The organism is Streptomyces capillispiralis, from assembly GCF_007829875.1.
GTDB classification, from domain to species: domain Bacteria; phylum Actinomycetota; class Actinomycetes; order Streptomycetales; family Streptomycetaceae; genus Streptomyces; species Streptomyces capillispiralis.
The window spans coordinates 7,442,138-7,459,790 of sequence record NZ_VIWV01000001.1 but is presented as its reverse complement, the minus strand read 5'-3'; the positions used below and the strand labels follow the sequence as shown (position 1 = coordinate 7,459,790).

Here is a 17,653-nt window from a genome sequence, read left to right as displayed (position 1 = left end):
GTACGGCACAAGCCCGGAGCCCGGCGTCAGGCCCGACCTCGCCCGAAACAGTCGTCGCTCGCCCCGCCGAACGCTCCGGTGCGGCCTCGCGTGACCTTCGCGGCCACAAGGTCGATACTGCTCCCGTAGGGCTTGTGTCGCCACGCGGTCGACTCACCGGAGGGCATCTGACGCTGCGTCATGGAAGTCGGCATCGAGTCAGCATCGGTACCGCGGGAACCCGCTCACGGCCGTCATGGACCGCCAAGATCGATATCTGTCACCTACCTATTCTGACCAGCGCCGATGCAGGCCAATGCCCCACCTGCCAAAACCTTCCCAGGAGGTACCCATGAAGATGCTGATCAACGTCCCGGAGACCGTGGTCGCGGACGCGTTGCGCGGGATGGCGGCGGCCCATCCCGAGCTGGCGGTGGACGTGGAGAACCGGGTGATCGTGCGCAAGGACGCCCCGGTGGCCGGGAAGGTGGCCCTGGTGTCCGGCGGGGGGTCCGGGCACGAGCCGCTGCACGGCGGGTTCGTGGGGCCGGGGATGCTGTCGGCGGCCTGTCCCGGCGAGGTGTTCACCTCCCCCGTGCCCGACCAGATGGTGCGGGCCGCGGCGGCCGTGGACAGCGGGGCCGGGGTGCTGTTCATCGTGAAGAACTACACCGGTGACGTGCTCAACTTCGACATGGCCGCGGAACTGGCCGAGGACGAGGGCGTCCAGGTCGCGAAGGTGCTGGTCAACGACGACGTGGCGGTGACCGACAGCCTGTACACGGCCGGGCGGCGCGGCACCGGCGCGACCCTGTTCGTCGAGAAGATCGCGGGCGCGGCGGCGGAGGAGGGCATGCCGCTGGAGCGGGTGGAGGCCGTCGCCCGGCAGGTGAACGAGAACTCCCGCAGCTTCGGCGTCGCGTTGAGCGCCTGCACCACGCCGGCCAAGGGCAGCCCCACCTTCGACCTGCCGGCCGGCGAGCTGGAGCTGGGCATCGGCATCCACGGCGAGCCGGGCCGGGAGCGGCGGCCGATGATGACGTCCGGGGAGATCGCCGAGGTCGCCGTCGAGGCGATCCTGGAGGACCTCACCCCGCGCAACCCGGTCCTGGTCCTGGTCAACGGCATGGGCGCCACCCCGCTGCTGGAGCTGTACGGCTTCAACGCCGAGGTGCAGCGCGTGCTCGGCGAGCGGGGGGTGCCCGTGGCCCGCGTCCTCGTCGGCAACTACGTCACCTCCCTGGACATGGCCGGCGCCTCGGTCACCCTGTGCCAGATCGACGAGGAGCTGCTGCGGCTGTGGGACGCGCCGGTGCGTACGCCGGGGCTGCGCTGGGGCATGTGAAGGACGCCGGGGCCATGGTTCAGCAGTACCTACCACGCAAGGAGTTTCCGTGCTCGACGCCGACTTCTTCATCCGTTGGATGACGGTCACCGCCGCGTCCGTGGACCGCGAGGCGGAACGGCTCACCGCCCTCGACTCTCCGATCGGTGACGCCGATCACGGCACCAACCTCCAGCGCGGGTTCCGTGCCGTGCGGGACGCCCTGGAGAAGGAGCCGCCCGCCACGCCCGGAGCGGTGCTGACGCAGGCCGGGCGGCTGCTCATCTCGACGGTGGGCGGTGCCTCCGGCCCGCTGTACGGGACGCTGCTGCGCCGCACCGGCAAGGCGCTCGGTGACGCCGCCGAGGTGGACGAGCGGCAGCTCGCCGAGGCGCTGCGCGCCGGGGTGGACGCGGTGATGCAGCTCGGCGGGGCCGCGCCGGGCGACAAGACGATGATCGACGCGTTGGTGCCGGCGGTGGACGCGCTCGGTGACTCCTTCGCCGCGGCGCGCGCCGCGGCCGAGGAGGGCGCCGTGGCGACGACGCCGTTGCGGGCCCGCAAGGGCAGGGCCAGCTATCTGGGCGAACGCAGTGTCGGGCACCAGGATCCTGGGGCGACGTCGGCGGCGCTGCTGATCGCCGGGCTCGTCGATGCCTCGGCGGACGGGGAGGCCGGCAGTGAGTGACGGGAAGCTGGTGGGGATCGTGCTGGTCTCGCACAGCGCGACGGTGGCCGCGTCGGTGGCGGAGCTGGCGCAGGGCCTGGCGGGGGCCGGTACGGCGGTTCCCGTGGCTCCGGCGGGCGGCACCGAGAGCGGTGACTTCGGCACCAGCGCCGAGCTGATCGCCGCGGCGGCCGCGTCCGTCGACCGCGGGGCCGGGGTCGCCGTGCTGACCGACCTGGGCAGCGCGGTGCTCACCGTGAAGGCCCTGCTGGCCGAGGGCGACGAACTGCCGGAGCACACCCGGCTGGTGGACGCGCCGTTCGTGGAGGGCGCGGTGGCCGCGGTGGTCACGGCGTCCACGGGCGCGGACCTGGCCGCGGTGGAGGCGGCGGCCTCGGAGGCGTACGCGTACCGGAAGGTGTGACGACGGGGGCGTGGAGGGACCGCTTCCGCGCGAGGCCGTGGCGTCGGCGGCGGAGGTGGCGCGGCCCCGCTGCCGCTTGCGCACGGGGTTCCTGCGGTGGCCGGCCGGGCCTCCCCGCTGGCCGGTTCAGTCGTCGGTGTCGACGAACGCGCGGGCCAGCCGCTCGCCCGTGGTCACCGCGGCGTCGTGGTCCTCGATGGGGGTCACCCGGCTGTTCCTGAACACGATGTAGGTGACGTCCGAGGAGGTGCCGCCGCCCCGCGGGTCGGGGTCGATGCCGAGGGCCTCGGCCGCGGCGTAGGAGGCCTCGCCGATGATGTCGGCGGGGCCGACGTCGCCGACGACCGCGTACCGCACCCGGTCGCGGTGCACCATCGCCACGACCGACCCGCCCCGCACCCCGTGGGACCAGTAGTTCCATACGGCGCTGGGCGCGGGCACCACCACGTAGGGGAGTTCCTCGGAGCTCAGCGGGCGTCCGTCGGACTGGGCGAAGGCCGTGGCGGCGGAGAAGTAGGGGTCGGTGCGGGCGTTGCAGCGGGGACCGGGGCGGCCGTCGCAGTCGATGTCCATGTCGGCCTTCCAGAACACGGCGTCGCGGGTGCCGCACACCGGGACGGTGGCCCGGGAGCCGTGGTCCTTGCGGTAGTGACCGGCGGAGACGGGCGCGCAGGTGCGCACCTCGGCCAGCAGCTCGGCGGCGGAGACGGAGCCTGCACGCCGCGCCGCCGTTTCGGTACGGGGCTGGGGCGCGGGGGCGGAGAGTGTCGAGGGGGCCAGCAGGGCGACACCGGCCACGGCCAGGGTGAGTGACGGGACTCGGGACACGGTCAGGGGGCCTCTCGTCGGGAACACTGACGCGCACTTTGCCCCATTTCGTCACGATATGACGTTATGACAGCGCCGACAGGCCGGACGGGCACGATCGCACCAGCGGCCGGGAAAGGGTCCGCAACAGGGGGCCGGGGCCCGAGTCCGTGTCGACTCGGGCCGCCCGGCCACCCGCGCCGGCGCGGGATCTGCGACGACAGCGGTCCGCGCCACGAGCCCGAACTCACCTACTGCGAAAGGCGGTTCGGCCCGTTCGATTCCTCAGCATACGTAATGCCGGGCAGTGCCTCCCACTTCCGCCCTCTTGATGTGTTCGCATCATCCCGCCATATTGGTACGGACCATTGGTCGGACCGTTCCCGTGTGCCGCCCCGGGAGGCAGAGTCGTGCGTGGCGTTCCCCCAGCCGTGTTTCCGCGGCGCCTCCTCGCGCTCTGCGGGGTCCTCCTGCTGATCGTCTCCTGCCGCTGGGGCGGCTCGGACGACGCGGGCGGTGAGCGGCCGCCCGGAGTGCCGACCGGTGTCACGGCCGAGGCCGGCAGTGCCACCAGCGTGCATGTCATGTGGAACGCGGTCACCGCCGCCGACACGCGGGTGAGCCACTACGAGGTGTACCGGGGCAGCACAAAGGTCAAGGAGGTCCCCGGCTCCGAGCACATGGTGGATGTCACCAGGCTCCGGCCCTCGACCGCCTACGTCTTCACCGTGCGGGCCCGGGACACGGACGGGCGGCTGGGGCCGCCCAGCCGGGAGGTCCGGGCCACGACACCCGGGGCGGCCGCGGCCGACGCCACCGCTCCCACCCGTCCGGCGGAACTGCGCGGGCGGGCCGCGGGGAGCAGGGCGGCCCAGTTGTCGTGGTCCGCCTCGACGGACGACCGGGGCGTGGTGTCGTACGACGTGTACCAGGGTGGCAGGAAGATCCACAGTGTCGGCGGCAGCGGGCGGGCCGCCGTGGTCACGGGGCTGCGGCCGGGCACCCGTTACGCCTTCACCGTCCGGGCCCGCGACGCGGCCGACAACCTCTCCCCGCCCGCCGCCACCGTCCGTCTCACCACGGCGGGCGGCGCGGACGGCCGGGCCACCGCCCCCACCGGTTTCCGCGCCACGAGCCAGTGGTCCGACGGCGCCCATCACATCGCCCTCAGCTGGGTGCCGCCGCGCGTGGACGGGGTGATCACCGAGTACGAGGTGCGCCTGGACGGCCGTGTCGCCACGTCACTCGTCTACGGCGGTGACGCACCGCGCGACCGGGCCGCGTACCGCTTCTACGTGGGCCGGGAGGACGGGGTCACCCACCGGGTGCGGATCCGGGCGATGCTGCCGGACGGGACCTGGGGCGGCTTCTCCGCGGAGCGCACGGTGACGACGGGCACCCGGCGCTGACCGGATCCCGGGTACCGGGTACCGGCGGAAGGGGGACGGCGTCACCTGCCCGGCGGCGGCCGGAGTGCGCCACCGGCCGGCTGCCCTTTGGCTGGCCTCGTGGCAGCACGGGCGTTCCCCGACTCGGCGGCGCAAGGGATGTACCGCCGGCCGTGCCGCCGAAAGGCAGCCGACATGCGCAACTCCAAGTCCCTGATCCGCTCCGGTCCGGCCGTGGCGGCCGCCGCCACGCTGGCGCTCGCCCTGGCCGGTCCGGCCGCGGCGGCTCCCGGGATCTCCGTCAACACCACCGGGTCGACGGTCTCGGTCGCCACCAGCGCGTGCACCCAGGTCAACGGCCACTGGGGCACCGCCTCGCTGCTCAACAGCAGCCAGACGAGCTTCTCCCAGGGCCGTCAGGTGGCGCTGTCGGGGACGAGCGCCGGTCAGTCCGCCGCCTGGTCGAACGTCGGCGCGGGCACGTACACGGTGATCGTGGTGTGCTCGAACGGCAGCACGGCGGGCCGGCAGTCCGTCGTCGTCACCCCGGCGCCCAGCCCCTCGGTGTCCCCGACTGCCTCGCCGTCCCGCGGGGTGATGGGCGGCATCGGCGGCGGCGCGCGGGACTACGGCACGGTGACGCTGGTGGCGGGCGGCGCGCTGGTCGGCACCGGCCTCGTGGCCACGGCCTGGTACCTGCGCCGGCGCGGCGCTCCGCGTCACCTGTAGAGCCGGCGCCGGCCGCCTTCACGTCCGACGCGCTCCGGTCGGGCGGCCGGCGTCGTCCCGTCCCGCCGGGTGTCAGGTCTCCCGGGCGCCCGGCCGTCCGGGGCCGTCCGGCTCCGGCAGGCGGGCGAACTCCGACAGCGCGTGGTCGAGCCACTGGGTCCAGAAGGTCTCCAGGTCGATGCCGGCCCGCAGCACCAGATGCCGCAGCCGGTCCTCCGGCCCGTCCTTGCCGGGCGGGAAGTCGCGCTGCTCGATCTCCAGGTACGTCGCCAGCTGCCGTTCGTGCAGCTCGCGGTGGCGCCGCAGATCGGCTTCCAGGCCCGTCGTGCCGACGACCGCCGCCGCCCTCAGCCGCAGCAGCGTCACATCCCTGAGCGGCTTGGGGTCCTGGGAGGCGGCGGTCCAGCGGGCCAGTTCGTCCCGCCCCGCGGGCAGCACCTCGTACTCCCGCTTCTGCCCCCGGGCCGGCTGGTCGGAGGGCAGGGCCCGGATCAGGCCCTCGGCCTCCAGTTTTCCCAGCTCGCGGTAGATCTGCTGGTGCGTCGCGGACCAGAAGTAGGCGATCGACTTGTCGAACCGGCGGGTCAGCTCCAGCCCCGACGACGGCTTCTCGAGCAGGGCGGTGAGGATCGCGTGCGGGAGTGACATGGCCTCATCCTAGGGACGGCCCGCGGCCTGCCTACAGCGCCGCCGCCAGCTCCGTGCCCTGCTTGATGGCGCGCTTGGCGTCCAGTTCGGCGGCCACGTCGGCTCCGCCGATCAGGTGCACGGGCGCCCCGGCGGCGAGGAGTTCCTCGTAGAGGTCGCGGCGCGGCTCCTGGCCGGTGCACAGCACGATGGTGTCGACCTCCAGGACGGTGCTCTCGCCGTCGACCGTGACGTGCAGTCCGGCGTCGTCGATCCGGTCGTAGCGCACTCCCGGGACCATGGTGACGCCGCGGTGCCGGAGTTCGGTGCGGTGGATCCAGCCGGTGGTCTTGCCCAGTCCGGCGCCGACCTTGGTCGTCTTGCGCTGGAGCAGGTGGACGGTGCGCGGCGGGGCCGGGCGCTCGGGCGCGGCGAGGCCGCCGGCGGCGCGGTAGTCGAGGTCGACGCCCCACTGGCGGAAGTACGTCTCGGGGTCCTCGTGCGCCTTGTCGCCGCCGTCGGTGAGGAACTCGGCGACGTCGAAGCCGATGCCGCCCGCCCCGAGGACCGCCACGCGGTCGCCGACGGGGGCGCCGTCGCGGAGCACGTCGAGGTAGCCGAGCACGCTGGGGTGGTCGATGCCGGGGATGTCGGGGACGCGCGGGGTGACGCCGGTGGCGACGACGACCTCGTCGTGGCCGGTGACGTCGGCGGCGGTGACGCGGGTGTCGAGGCGGACGTCCACGGCCAGTTCGGCGAGGCGGGTGCGGAAGTAGCGCAGGGTCTCGTCGAACTCCTGCTTGCCGGGGACCTTGCGGGCCACGTTGAGCTGCCCGCCGATCTCGCTCGCGGCGTCGAACAGGGTCACGTCGTGGCCGCGCTCGGCGGCGCTCACCGCGCAGGCGAGGCCGGCCGGTCCCGCGCCGACGACCGCGATCCGCTTGCGGCGGCGGGTGGGGGCCAGCACCAGTTCGGTCTCGTGGCAGGCGCGCGGGTTGACCAGGCAGGAGGTGATCTGCCCGCTGAAGGTGTGGTCGAGGCAGGCCTGGTTGCAGCCGATGCAGGTGTTGATGGCCTCCGGGCGGCCGTCGGCGGCCTTGGCGACGAAATCGGGGTCGGCGAGCATTGGGCGGGCCATCGACACCATGTCCGCGCGGCCCTCGGCGAGCAGCTGCTCGGCGAGTTCGGGGGTGTTGATGCGGTTGGTCGTGACCAGCGGGACCGACACCTCGCCCATGAGCCGCTGCGTCACCCAGGTGTACGCACCGCGCGGCACGGAGGTGGCGATGGTGGGGATGCGGGCCTCGTGCCAGCCGATGCCGGTGTTGATGATGGTGGCGCCGGCCGCCTCGACGGCCCTGGCCAGCGTGATCACCTCGTCCAGGGTGGAGCCGCCGGGCACCAGGTCCAGCATGGAGAGCCGGTAGATGACGATGAAGTCCTCGCCGACGGCCTCACGGACCCTGCGGACGATCTCGACGGGGAAGCGCATGCGGTTCTCGTAGGAGCCGCCCCAGCGGTCGGTGCGGTGGTTGGTCCCGGCGGCGATGAACTCGTTGATCAGGTAGCCCTCGGAGCCCATGATCTCCACGCCGTCGTAGCCGGCCTGCCGGGCGAGGCGGGCGGCGCGGGCGTAGTCGTCGACGGTGCGCTCGACCTCGGCGTCGGTGAGCTCACGCGGCGGGAAGGGGCTGATGGGCGCCTGGATCGGGCTGGGGGCGACCAGGTCGCGGTGGTAGGCGTACCGGCCGAAGTGGAGGATCTGCATCGCGATGCGTCCGCCCTCGCGGTGCACGGCCTCGGTGACGGTCCGGTGCTGCTCGGCCTCGGCGCCGGTGGTGAGCCGGGCACCGCCCTCGTAGGGCCGTCCCTCGTCGTTGGGGGCGATGCCGCCGGTGACGATGAGGCCCACGCCGCCGCGGGCGCGGGCGGCGTAGAACTCGGCCATGCGGGAGAAGCCGCCCTCGGCCTCCTCCAGGCCGACGTGCATGGAGCCCATGAGGACCCGGTTGGGCAGGGTGGTGAAGCCCAGGTCGAGCGGGGTCAGCAGATGGGGGTAACGGCTCATCGGGCCCTCCGTGCACGCGGTGTCGTGCCTGTAGTTGTAAGGCACGCCCACCGCTTTATGCAACTAGTTGCATAAGCGTGACGGAGGGCACAGGGACACGGGGACGGAAGGCGTCGCGGTCACCGGCTTTCGAGACGGACGTGCAGCTCCTCCTCCTGGTCCCCCGGCACCGTGCTCAGGTCGTGCACCGTGAACAGGGAGTGCAGGGTGGTGCGGAACCGGTCGATCGCCCAGTAGCCGCCGTGCACGTCGGCGTCGACCGACGCGGACAGCCGGGCGGCCGGGCGCGCGCCCTCGTGCGTGTCGGAGACGTCGAAGGTGCCCAGCCAGACCGTCGGGCGGGTGTCGGAGAACTCCTCCGGCACGTCGTCGGAGCACCGGTCCGACGCGAAGCAGGCGCACAGCGTGTCGAAGACGATGCGGGCGTCGTCCTTGCTGCAGCCGCTGATCTCGACCGAGACGGATTCCGGGTGCGGTCGCTCACTGCCCATCGTGATCGCTCCTCTCGTATCCACGCCGCCTACCCCCATCCCCCGTACCCCACTCAGCAAATCACCGGCCGCCGGTGAGCACTACCCGCACGCCCCTGCCGCGGTGACGCCTTCGCGGGCGCCCGCCACGATGGTGGGAGAAGCTGGAAACAGGACGGCGGGAGCGGCGGAAAACAGCCCCCGCGCGCGGTACAACAAGGGGTGTCGGCACCGTGACGGCGTGCCGTGAGGATCGGCGAAGGCGGGGCGTGGGATGAGTGCAGCGGGGTCACCCCCGGCCGACGGCGACGGACCGGTGCGCGGGCCGGTGCGTCCCAGCGGCCTGCTCGACGTGCTGCGCGTGGCCTCGGTGGTCCTGGACACCGAGGGGCGGATCGTCCTGTGGAGCCCCCAGGCGGAGGAGCTGTTCGGCTACAGCGCGCGGGAGGCGCTGGGCCAGTACGCCGCCCGGATCATGGTGCATGAGCAGCACCTGGACCTCGTGGTGAAACTGTTCGCCGACGTCATGCGCACCGGCCGCAGCTGGGCCGGGGCCTTCCCCATCCGGCGCAAGGACGGCGGCACCCGGCTGGTGGAGTTCCGCAACATGCGGCTGCTGGACGACCGCGGGGAGGTGTACGCCCTCGGCCTCGCGGTGGACCAGGCGACCGTGCGCCGTCTGGAGCAGGACGTCGCCCTGTCCACCCGGATCGTCGCCCAGTCCCCCATCGGGCTGGCCGTGCTGAGCGCCGACCTGCGGTACGTCTCGGTCAATCCGGCGCTGGAGCAGATCAACGGCCTTACCGCCGCGGACCATCTGGGCCGCACGATCCGCGAGGTGCTGCCCCTGGTGGACGCCGACGCGATCGAGGACATCGCGCGCCAGGTGCTGGACACCGGACGCCCCGTCGTCGACCAATCCATGACCGGCCGCACCCCGGCCGATCCGGAGGAGGACCGCGCCTGGTCGGTCTCCCTGTACCGGCTGGAGAACGCGCTCGGCTCGGTGCTGGGGGTCGCCGTGTCGGTGGTGGACATCACCGAGCAGTACCGGGCGAGTCTGGAGGCCGAGACCGCCCGGCGCCGGCTGGCCGTGATCGCCGACGCCTCCGCCCGGATCGGCACCGCCCTGGACCTGGACCGCACGGCGGGCGAGCTCGCCGACGTGGCCGTCCCCGAGCTGGCCGACGCGGCGGCGGTGGATCTGCTGGACGCGGTGGTGCAGGGCCGCCGCAGCACCCTCGGCCCCGCCGAGCCGGCGGTGATCCGGGCGCTCGCGGTCCGCTGGGTGGACTCCCCCGATGTGCCGGAGGCGGCCGATCCGCCGGGCCGGGTGACCCGGTACGCACCGGACCGGCTGATCACCCAGTGCGTCCGCACCGGGCTGCCCGTGATGGTGCCGCAGGTGAAGGACGAGGACCTGGCGCGGATCGCCCGTTCGCCCGAGGCGGCCGAGCTGCTGGCCCGGGCGGGCGTCCACTCGTACCTGGCGGTGCCGCTGATCGCCCGCGGGGAGGTACTGGGCGCGCTCGACCTCATCCGCACCCGCAACCCCCGTCCGTTCGACGAGGACGACCTGCTGCTCGCGCGGGAGCTGGCGTCCCGCGCGGCCGTCCACATCGACAACGCCCGCTGGTACCAGAACGCCCGCGACACCGCCCTCACCCTGCAGCGCAGTCTGCTGCCGAGCCATCCGCCCGTCACGGGCGGGCTCGAGGTCGCCTCCCGCTACCAGCCTGCGGGCGCCACCAGCGAGGTGGGCGGCGACTGGTTCGACGTGATCCCGCTGGAGGGCGGCAGGACCGCCCTGGTCGTGGGCGACGTGATGGGCAGCGGCATCCCCGCGGCGGCCACCATGGGCCGACTGCGCACGGCGACCCACACCCTGGCCTCCCTCAACCTCGATCCGGCCGTGCTCCTGGAGCACCTGGACCGGATCACCAGCGGCCTGGACCAGGCCATCGCCACGTGCGTGTACGTCGTCCACGACCCCCGTGAGCGCCAGTGCCTCATCGCCAACGCCGGGCATCTGCCGCCGGCCCGGGTCCGTGCCGGACACGCCCCCGAACTGCTCGATCTGCCCACCGGGGTGCCGCTGGGCGTGGGCGGTGTCGCGTTCTCCACGACCGCCGTCGAGCTGGAGCCGGGCGACCGGCTGGTCCTCTACACCGACGGTCTCGTCGAGACGCGCCGGCACACACTGGACGAGCGCCTGGACCGGCTGCTCACCCTGCTGGACCACCCCGGCGAGTCTCTGGAGGAGGTCTGCGACCTCCTCCTGCGCACCCTGCACGAACCCGACAACGCGGACGACGTGGCCCTGCTCATCGCCCGGGCGACAGCACCGGACGCCTGACAGCTGGCGGCTGACAGCTGACAGCTGACAGCTGACAGCTGACAGCTGACGGCTGGCGCCCGGGGGCCGGGGGCCGGAGAGGGGTTCGTCCGGCTCCCGTTTCCGGCTTCCGGCTGCTGGCCCCCGGCTCCCGGCTTCCCGCCTTCTACGGCTGGACGCCGACCACGACATGGGCGTACCGCTCCTCGCAGACCGCCAGGCGGGTCCGCAGTCCGGCGGTGGTGAAGGCGTCGACGGCGGCGGGCGCCTGGCCGCGGCCGGTCTCCACCAGGAGGCAGCCGCCGGGCGCGAGCCATCCGGGCGCCCCGGCGGCGACCCTGCGGAGCACGTCGAGGCCGTCCGCGCCGCCGTCGAGCGCGACCCGCGGTTCGTGGTCGCGGGCCTCCGGGGGCAGCAGTCCGATCTCGTCGCTGGGCACGTACGGCACGTTGGCCGCGAGGATGTCGACACGGCCCCGCAGCTCTTCGGGGAGCGCCTCGAACAGGTCGCCCCGGTGGACCTGTCCCCCCAGTGGGGCGACGTTGCGGCGGGCGCAGCGCACCGCGGCCGGATCGATGTCGGCGGCGTGCAGGGCGACGTCGCCGAGTCCGGCCGCCAGGGCCGCGCCGACGGCGCCCGAGCCGCAGCACAGGTCCACGACGACGGCCGCCGCGGGGGACTGCGCCAGCGCCTGTTCGACGAGGAACTCGGTGCGGCGGCGGGGGACGAAGACACCCGGTTCCACGGTGATGCGCCGGCCGTGGAACTTGGCCCAGCCGACGACGAGTTCGAGGGGCAGTCCGGCCGCCCGGCGCCGGACCATCGCGGCGACGTCGCGCGGGGTGCGGGCGGCGTCGAGGATCAGCTCGGCCTCGTCCTCGGCGAAGACGCAGCCGGCGGCGCGCAGCGCGGCCACGACGGCGTCCGGGGACGAAGCGGGCGGAGGGGATGAGGGAGACGGAGACGGCGTGTGCGGCAAGAGCCCTGAGCCTTTCGGAAGCCGAAGGGCGCTCTCGCGGTCACCTGTTGCCGGTGGTCCGCGTCACTTCGAGGGAGAGCACCCGACCTGACACAGCGGTAATGGGTCTCACCTCCCTCGGCGTCCCGGCCGGGTCGATCCGCGGCCGGACGGACACACTACCCGACGATCTCCGCGGTTGTACGGTGCATGCGGGGCCGGGAACCGCGCAGGGAGGTGTACGGATGGACGCAGCCGAGGCCGTGGAGGCCATCCAGCGCGAGATGACGGTCTTCGCGCGCCGGGCCCGCGCGTCCGCCGGGCGCATGCACCCGGAGCTGTCGCTGGTGTCGTACACGCTGCTCGGGCACCTGGAGACGAGCGGCGGCCGCCGGGCCACCGACCTGGCCGCCCACTACGCGCTGGACAAGTCGACGGTGAGCCGCCAGGTGACCGCCCTGGAGCGGGCCGGGCTCGTCGAGCGGCGCCCGGATCCGGAGGACCACCGGGTGCAGGTGGTGCGGCTGACGCCGGCCGGCCGGAGCGTCCTGGACCGGGTGACCGAGAGCCGCCGGGCCGCCTTCGGGGAGCGGCTCACGGACTGGCCGGAGGCGGACCTGTGCCGGTTCGCCGGGTATCTGGAGCGCTACAACGCGTGGCCCGGCTCCGGGGCGGAGCCCGGCTCCGGGGCGGAGCCCGGCTCCGGGGCGGAGCGGCCCGCGCGGCCGTGAACGGCCTGGCGGCACTCCGGTGGCGGGCACCGCGTACCGTTGAGCACGGAAACACTTGAGCACCACTCGCAACGGAATCGCCGATCACGTGAACATCACCCGAGGCTTCACCGGCCGCCCCCGCGTGGACCATCCCGGTCTGCCGCCCGGTCAGTACGACGCGGGCGACGAATGGCCCGTCCTGTCCGCCGAGGTCACCCCCGACCTCGCGCCCGCCGACTGGACGTTCCGGATCGACGGGATGGTGGCCGAGCCCCGCACCTGGGACTGGGAGCAGGCACACGCGCTGCCGGCCTCGGCGTACGAGGGCGCCATCCACTGTGTGACGAGCTGGTCGAAGTTCGGGGTGCGGTTCGGCGGTGTCTCGCTCGACGCCTTCCTGGATGTGGTCCGACCTCATGGGTCGGCGACACATGTGGTCGCGTACGCGCACACCGGGTACACCACCAGCCTGCCGCTCGCCGATGTGACCGGCGGCCGGGCCTGGATCGCCTGGGAGTACGACGGCCGGCCGCTGCCCGCCGAGCACGGCGGCCCGGCGCGGCTGCTGGTGCCGCACCTGTACTTCTGGAAGAGCGCCAAGTGGATCGCGGGGCTCCGGCTCCTCGACCACGACGAGCCGGGCTTCTGGGAGGGCAACGGCTACCACGCGCGCGGCAACCCCTGGGAGGAGCAGCGGTACTCCGGTGACTGAGCAGATGACGCGGACGACGCGGACGACGCGGACGACGCCGTCGACACCGCCCGCACCGGAGCGCTTCACCCCGCCGACGCGGTTCGCCGTGCCCGGACGCGTCGGTGTGAGCGAGCAGGCCGCCTCCGTGTGGCGGACGGCCACACTGACCGGGATCCGCCGGGAGACCCCGCGCGCGGCGACGTTCCGGTTCGCGGTGCCCGGCTGGCCGGGCCACGTGCCCGGCCAGCACCTGATGCTGCGGCTGACCGCCGAGGACGGTTACACGGCCCAGCGCCACTACTCGATCGCGTCCGCTCCCGACGACTCGGGGCACGTCGAGCTGACCCTGGACCATGTCGAGGGCGGCGAGGTGTCGGGCTGGTTCCACACGGTGGCCCGGCCCGGTGACCGGGTCGAGGTGCGCGGCCCGCTCAGCGGTTTCTTCGCCTGGCCCGGCGACCGGCCCGCGCTGCTGGTGGGCGCGGGCTCCGGTGTGGTCCCGCTGATGTCGATGGTGCGGCACCACCGGGCCCGGGGCCTGGCCCTGCCGCTGCGGCTGCTGGTGTCGGCGCGAAGTCCCGAGGAGCTGATCTACGCGCGGGAGCTGGGCGCGGAGACCACGACGGTGTTCACACGGAGCGCGCCGGAGGGTGTGGCCGTCGGACGTATGGCGGCCGCACATGTGGCGCCGCTGATGGCCGAACCGCCTCCCGGTGGGTGGGAGGCCTATGTGTGTGGCTCCAATTCCTTCGCCGAACATGCCTCAAGACTGCTGGTGGCGGCCGGGCAGCCGGTGGACCGGATCCGCATCGAGCGCTTCGGCTGACCGGCGCACGGTCCGCGGGAGGCGGGGAGTGCTGCTAAGGGGCGCCCCGGCGGCGGTGGGGCATCCCGGCGGTGGGGCACCCAGTAGCGGGGCGTCCGTTTCGCGCCGGCCCCGCCCGGGCACCCGGCCGGGGCCGTTCCGCGTGCGGTGCGCGCCGCGGAGGAAGTCGCCGGCGCCGCCCCTCCGGCCGTCCAACACACCCTCGGCCGCGGTGGCGGCGAGGAGGTCGGGATGCGAACGCGAGTTGGGAACCGGCGCCGCGGGAGGCGCCGCGGCCGTGGTGCTGCTCGCCCACCGCGCGGTGCGCGGCGCGGCCATGCGGCGCCGCCTGGCGGAGTGGGAGCGGGCCTGGGCGCGCACGGAACCGCGGTGGACCCGCCGAGGGGTCTGAGAACGCCGACCGCACCCCCTACCGAACCCCGCGAACGCCACCACCCGGGACAACCGCTTTCTACACACTTCACCTGCGGATATCCGGAGAACCTCTGGCCAGCGCCCCGGTGATCCACGTACCGTGTCCTCGCTCCGCACGGTCCCTTCACGAAGGCGGTCTTCGATGGCCCTGTTCGACCTCCCGCTCGACGAACTCCGCGAGTACCGCAGCACGTCCCCGGCGCCCGAGGACTTCGACGCGTTCTGGTCCAAGACGCTCCAGGAGGCACGCGAGCACGACCTGGACGCCCGTTTCGAGCCGGTCGACACCGGGCTGTCCACGGTGCGGGTCTTCGACGTGACGTTCGCCGGGTTCGGCGGCCACCCGGTCAAGGGCTGGCTGACGCTGCCCGCCGGCGCCGAAGCCGACGCCCCGCTGCCGCTGGTGGTGGAGTTCATCGGTTACGGCGGTGGCCGCGGGCTGCCCCACGAGCACCTGCTGTGGGCGTCCACGGGCCGCGCCCACTTCGTGATGGACACCCGGGGCCAGGGCAGCGCCTGGGGTGCCGGCGGCGGCACCGAGGACCCGGTGGGCGGCGGGCCGGCGTACCCCGGGTTCATGACGCGCGGGATCGACGCGCCCGAGAACTACTACTACCGCCGGGTGTTCACGGATGCCGTGCGCGCGGTGGAGGCGGCGCGGTCGCACCCGCTGACCGACGCGAGCCGCACGGTGGCCGTCGGCGCCAGTCAGGGCGGCGGCATCACCCTCGCCGTGGGCGGACTGGTCCCGGACCTGGCGGGCGTCGCGCCCGACGTGCCCTTCCTGTGCGACTTCCCGCGCGCGGCGACGCTCACGGACCGGCACCCGTACCGGGAGATCGGCCTCTACCTCAAGACGCACCGCGGCCGCACCGGGGAGGCGCTGCGCACCCTGTCCTACTTCGACGGCGTGCACTTCGCCGCCCGCGGCAGTGCGCCCGCCCTGTTCTCGGCGGCCCTGGAGGACCAGACCTGCCCGCCGTCGACGGTCTTCGGGGCGTTCAACGCCTGGGCCCACGAGGACAAGGCGATCGAGGTGTACGACTTCAACGACCACGAGGGCGGCGGCCCCTTCCAGGAGGCGGCCAAGCTGCGCTGGATGCGGTCGTACATCTGAGGCGTCCGGGGCGGGCGACGGGTGGCCGGGGCGGCCACCCGTAGGCTTTCGGTCAGGACCGCGGCGACGGCCCGTACGGCGTTGCGGGGCCGCGAGCGCCACGTGACGGGCGCGGGAGGGGGTGGCGCCCGGTGCCGTTCCGGCCGAACTGCCGGCCCCCTCTTCCCTCGTGGTTTAGACCAATGCTAGATCTGGTGGCGCAATGAGCCCGCACGGCTACGGACCGTCACCAACAGGAGGCGCGGCATGGCCCGCACCACCCCGCACGACCACCCGCTCGCCGAAGGGGAGCCCCTCTACCGGCGGATCGCGACGGAACTGCTCGGCGAGCTGCGCGACGGGACGATACCGCCCGGCGAACGCCTCCCCGGCGAGCGGCACCTGGCCGAGCACTTCGGTGTCAGCCGGGAGACCATACGGCAGGCGCTGCAGGCCCTGCGCCGGGACGGACTGGTCGCCACCGACCGGCGGGGCAGCCATGCGACGCTGCCCGGCCTGCCGGTGGAGACCCCCGCGTCCTCCGGCTTCCCGGTCGGCGCCCGGTGGGCCGCCCGGTCCGCGGTCACCCGGGCCACCGTCACCTGGGAGGCTCCGCCGCCCGGGCACGCCGAGGCGCTGCTGGTGGCCCCCGCCCGGCCGACGCTGGTCCACCGCTACTGGGCCGTGTCGGCCGACGGCCGGGAACTGCGGACGGCCGTGACATCGTTTTCCGCCGTGGCCCTCGCGGAGGTCGAGGAGCTGGGCCGCTACCGCGACCGCGCCGACGGCACGGGCGCCGCCGAGCTGCGGCGGGCCTACGACTGGATGCGCCGGGCGGGGCTGACCCTGCACCACCGCGACACGATCACCCGGATCGCGGGGACACCGTCGGTCCGGGTCACCCGGCGGGTGCACGACCAGCACGCCCGCCCGCTGGAGATCACCGAGCTGGTCATGGACGCCCAACAGGACGCCCTGGTCTACGAGTTCACGGTGCCGGCCGCGCTCTGAGCGGGCGCTCCGGGGTTCCGCCGGGCCCGGACCACCCGGGCCCGGCGGCCCGTCGCCGGCAGCCGCAGCCCCGACGACCACACCGCGCTGTCGTCGACCGCCCAGCCGCCGCCCGCGTGCTCGGTGCGGATGCGGACGAGGGCCCAGCCCCGCGGCGCCCCGTCGTCCAGGGCGTCGGTGAAGTGCGTCGACGGTTCGGCGGTGGGCACCGGGCGCGGGATGCGCCGACGGGCGTACAGCGCGGGCGGCAGGGCGTCGGCGAGGGTGGTGACCGCGAAGTGGGTGGTGAGCGCGCGCACCGGCTGCGCGCCGCCGGCGCGTCCCCGCCGTACGGCGTCCAGTGCCGCGCCGGCGGTCCAGCCGCCGTGAAAGGGGCGGCGAACCCGTTACGCCTCGGGCCGCCGCGCCACGACCAGCCGGACCCTGGGACTGCCGTCCCGTCGCCACCCGAACTCGGGCAGCGCCCAGTACTCCACCAGGAAGCCGGACCGGGTCAGCGCGCGCTCCCAGTCGCCGAAGCGGACGGCGCGGTAGTACATGACGAACGGCGGACGCCGGACGGCGTTGCGCACCCGCATCGCGGCGTCGAATCCCAGCAGCATCCCGTGGGTGAGCGAGCCGGGCCGGGGCGGGGCCACCACGGGGAAGACGAAGCGCCCGCCCGGTCGCAGCACCGAGTGGACCTGCGCGAACAGGCCCGGAAGCTCCCGCGGCAGGAAGTGTCCGAACGCCCCGAAACTCACCACCAGGTCGAAGACCGGCCCGAACGGCAGCGCCCGGGCGTCCGCCCGCACCCAGGTGACCGGTGGCCCCGCCGGCCGGGTGCGCGCCCGCGCGACGTCCAGCATGCCGGCGCTGAAGTCCACCGCGGTGACGGTCTCCTCGCAGACCTGCCTCAGCACGTCGACGCCCGCCCCCGTGCCGCAGCACAGATCGAGCCCGGAGCCGAAGGGGCCCGCCCGCCACAACGCCGAGGCGGTGGCGTCGAGCACCGAGTCGGGCGTACGGAAGGGGGTGTGGTCGAACTTCGGCGCGAGGAGGTCGTAGCCGCGTTCCACGGACGACAGCGCTTGGACGGCCAGTTCACGCAGGCGGGGGCCTTCGGGGCTGAACATCGGTTCAG

Annotated in this window: 18 protein-coding genes and 1 pseudogene; 12 read left to right on the top strand and 7 right to left on the bottom strand. The window is 73.9% G+C overall.

Features of this window, described 5'->3' with window-relative positions:
- The first annotated feature begins 331 nt into the window (after window positions 1-331).
- From dhaK to FHX78_RS32610, 3 genes are read left to right on the top strand one after another with little or no spacing between them, the layout of a single operon-like run.
- Window positions 332-1,324 (top strand): dihydroxyacetone kinase subunit DhaK, encoded by a 993-nt coding sequence (gene dhaK, locus FHX78_RS32620; protein ID WP_145870949.1) that lies wholly within the window; start codon window positions 332-334, stop codon window positions 1,322-1,324.
- A 49-nt stretch (window positions 1,325-1,373) separates the two neighbouring features.
- The gene (gene dhaL, locus FHX78_RS32615; RefSeq protein WP_145870948.1) at window positions 1,374-1,991 is read left to right on the top strand and encodes a dihydroxyacetone kinase subunit DhaL; all 618 of its coding nucleotides are present in this window, start codon (window positions 1,374-1,376) and stop codon (window positions 1,989-1,991) included.
- The gene (locus tag FHX78_RS32610) at window positions 1,984-2,394 is read left to right on the top strand and encodes a PTS-dependent dihydroxyacetone kinase phosphotransferase subunit DhaM (protein ID WP_145870947.1); all 411 of its coding nucleotides are present in this window, start codon (window positions 1,984-1,986) and stop codon (window positions 2,392-2,394) included. The genes dhaL and FHX78_RS32610 overlap by 8 nt, the downstream gene beginning before the upstream one ends.
- Window positions 2,395-2,520: 126 nt before the next feature.
- On the opposite strand, the gene FHX78_RS32605 is transcribed toward FHX78_RS32610, so the two are convergent.
- Window positions 2,521-3,222, bottom strand: coding sequence for a glycoside hydrolase family 75 protein (locus FHX78_RS32605; protein ID WP_229924036.1), 702 nt, complete (start codon window positions 3,220-3,222; stop codon window positions 2,521-2,523).
- Window positions 3,223-3,611: 389 nt separating this feature from the next.
- Between FHX78_RS32605 and FHX78_RS32600 the strand changes: the two genes are divergently transcribed.
- Complete coding sequence (locus FHX78_RS32600; RefSeq protein ID WP_145870946.1) at window positions 3,612-4,610, top strand: fibronectin type III domain-containing protein; 999 nt, start codon at window positions 3,612-3,614, stop codon at window positions 4,608-4,610.
- 174 nt (window positions 4,611-4,784) lie between these two features.
- Complete coding sequence (locus FHX78_RS32595; RefSeq protein WP_145870945.1) at window positions 4,785-5,318, top strand: hypothetical protein; 534 nt, start codon at window positions 4,785-4,787, stop codon at window positions 5,316-5,318.
- Window positions 5,319-5,390: 72 nt separating this feature from the next.
- Here FHX78_RS32595 and FHX78_RS32590 read toward each other — a convergent pair whose 3' ends face one another.
- From FHX78_RS32590 to FHX78_RS32580, 3 genes are all read right to left on the bottom strand, one after another.
- The gene (locus FHX78_RS32590; RefSeq protein ID WP_145870944.1) at window positions 5,391-5,966 is read right to left on the bottom strand and encodes a PadR family transcriptional regulator; all 576 of its coding nucleotides are present in this window, start codon (window positions 5,964-5,966) and stop codon (window positions 5,391-5,393) included.
- Between the two features lie 31 nt (window positions 5,967-5,997).
- On the bottom strand, window positions 5,998-8,013 hold the full coding sequence (locus FHX78_RS32585) for an NADPH-dependent 2,4-dienoyl-CoA reductase (RefSeq protein WP_145870943.1): 2,016 nt from the start codon (window positions 8,011-8,013) through the stop codon (window positions 5,998-6,000).
- A gap of 119 nt (window positions 8,014-8,132) precedes the next feature.
- Window positions 8,133-8,504 carry a hypothetical protein gene (locus tag FHX78_RS32580; RefSeq protein WP_145870942.1) on the bottom strand — a complete coding sequence of 124 codons (372 nt, stop codon included), beginning with the start codon at window positions 8,502-8,504 and terminating at the stop codon, window positions 8,133-8,135.
- Between the two features lie 253 nt (window positions 8,505-8,757).
- Here FHX78_RS32580 and FHX78_RS32575 point away from each other — a divergent pair, with 253 nt between their 5' ends.
- On the top strand, window positions 8,758-10,839 hold the full coding sequence (locus FHX78_RS32575; protein ID WP_145870941.1) for a SpoIIE family protein phosphatase: 2,082 nt from the start codon (window positions 8,758-8,760) through the stop codon (window positions 10,837-10,839).
- Between the two features lie 145 nt (window positions 10,840-10,984).
- On the opposite strand, the gene FHX78_RS32570 is transcribed toward FHX78_RS32575, so the two are convergent.
- Entirely contained in the window at window positions 10,985-11,797 is an 813-nt protein-coding gene (locus FHX78_RS32570; RefSeq protein WP_145870940.1) for a putative protein N(5)-glutamine methyltransferase, read from the bottom strand.
- 224 nt (window positions 11,798-12,021) lie between these two features.
- Between FHX78_RS32570 and FHX78_RS32565 the strand changes: the two genes are divergently transcribed.
- The 6 genes and pseudogenes from FHX78_RS32565 to FHX78_RS32545 all read left to right on the top strand — a co-directional run bounded on the left by FHX78_RS32565 (window position 12,022) and on the right by FHX78_RS32545 (window position 16,530).
- Complete coding sequence (locus FHX78_RS32565) at window positions 12,022-12,507, top strand: MarR family winged helix-turn-helix transcriptional regulator (RefSeq protein WP_145870939.1); 486 nt, start codon at window positions 12,022-12,024, stop codon at window positions 12,505-12,507.
- An 88-nt stretch (window positions 12,508-12,595) separates the two neighbouring features.
- On the top strand, window positions 12,596-13,201 hold the full coding sequence (locus FHX78_RS32560) for a sulfite oxidase-like oxidoreductase (RefSeq protein WP_145870938.1): 606 nt from the start codon (window positions 12,596-12,598) through the stop codon (window positions 13,199-13,201).
- Between the two features lie 4 nt (window positions 13,202-13,205).
- Window positions 13,206-14,009 (top strand): ferredoxin reductase, encoded by an 804-nt coding sequence (locus FHX78_RS32555; protein WP_145872264.1) that lies wholly within the window; start codon window positions 13,206-13,208, stop codon window positions 14,007-14,009.
- Between the two features lie 247 nt (window positions 14,010-14,256).
- A pseudogene (locus tag FHX78_RS36940) lies at window positions 14,257-14,400 on the top strand (Rv1733c family protein); the annotation flags it as partial.
- A gap of 165 nt (window positions 14,401-14,565) precedes the next feature.
- Window positions 14,566-15,540 (top strand): acetylxylan esterase, encoded by a 975-nt coding sequence (locus FHX78_RS32550; RefSeq protein ID WP_145870937.1) that lies wholly within the window; start codon window positions 14,566-14,568, stop codon window positions 15,538-15,540.
- A gap of 246 nt (window positions 15,541-15,786) precedes the next feature.
- The gene (locus FHX78_RS32545) at window positions 15,787-16,530 is read left to right on the top strand and encodes a GntR family transcriptional regulator (protein ID WP_145870936.1); all 744 of its coding nucleotides are present in this window, start codon (window positions 15,787-15,789) and stop codon (window positions 16,528-16,530) included.
- Here the strand turns inward: FHX78_RS32545 and FHX78_RS32540 are convergent.
- Both FHX78_RS32540 and FHX78_RS32535 read right to left on the bottom strand, forming a co-directional pair.
- Window positions 16,500-16,829, bottom strand: a complete 330-nt coding sequence (locus FHX78_RS32540) for a hypothetical protein (RefSeq protein ID WP_308439679.1) — start codon at window positions 16,827-16,829, stop codon at window positions 16,500-16,502. The genes FHX78_RS32545 and FHX78_RS32540 overlap by 31 nt on opposite strands.
- An 87-nt stretch (window positions 16,830-16,916) precedes the next feature.
- Window positions 16,917-17,645, bottom strand: coding sequence for a class I SAM-dependent methyltransferase (locus FHX78_RS32535; protein WP_145870935.1), 729 nt, complete (start codon window positions 17,643-17,645; stop codon window positions 16,917-16,919).
- Window positions 17,646-17,653 lie beyond the last annotated feature (8 nt).

Excerpts from the sequence above, each read along its gene's own strand:
- FHX78_RS32550 (WP_145870937.1), top strand. The coding sequence starts at position 14,566 with ATGGCCCTGTTCGACCTCCCGCTCGACGAACTCCGCGAGTACCGCAGC.
- FHX78_RS32575 (WP_145870941.1), top strand. The coding sequence starts at position 8,758 with ATGAGTGCAGCGGGGTCACCCCCGGCCGACGGCGACGGACCGGTGCGC.
- FHX78_RS32595 (WP_145870945.1), top strand. The coding sequence starts at position 4,785 with ATGCGCAACTCCAAGTCCCTGATCCGCTCCGGTCCGGCCGTGGCGGCC.
- dhaK (WP_145870949.1), top strand. The coding sequence starts at position 332 with ATGAAGATGCTGATCAACGTCCCGGAGACCGTGGTCGCGGACGCGTTG.
- FHX78_RS32565 (WP_145870939.1), top strand. The coding sequence starts at position 12,022 with ATGGACGCAGCCGAGGCCGTGGAGGCCATCCAGCGCGAGATGACGGTC.
- FHX78_RS32555 (WP_145872264.1), top strand. The coding sequence starts at position 13,206 with ATGACGCGGACGACGCGGACGACGCGGACGACGCCGTCGACACCGCCC.
- FHX78_RS32590 (WP_145870944.1), bottom strand. The coding sequence starts at position 5,966 with ATGTCACTCCCGCACGCGATCCTCACCGCCCTGCTCGAGAAGCCGTCG.
- FHX78_RS32585 (WP_145870943.1), bottom strand. The coding sequence starts at position 8,013 with ATGAGCCGTTACCCCCATCTGCTGACCCCGCTCGACCTGGGCTTCACC.
- FHX78_RS32580 (WP_145870942.1), bottom strand. The coding sequence starts at position 8,504 with ATGGGCAGTGAGCGACCGCACCCGGAATCCGTCTCGGTCGAGATCAGC.
- FHX78_RS32535 (WP_145870935.1), bottom strand. The coding sequence starts at position 17,645 with ATGTTCAGCCCCGAAGGCCCCCGCCTGCGTGAACTGGCCGTCCAAGCG.
- FHX78_RS32545 (WP_145870936.1), top strand. The coding sequence starts at position 15,787 with ATGGCCCGCACCACCCCGCACGACCACCCGCTCGCCGAAGGGGAGCCC.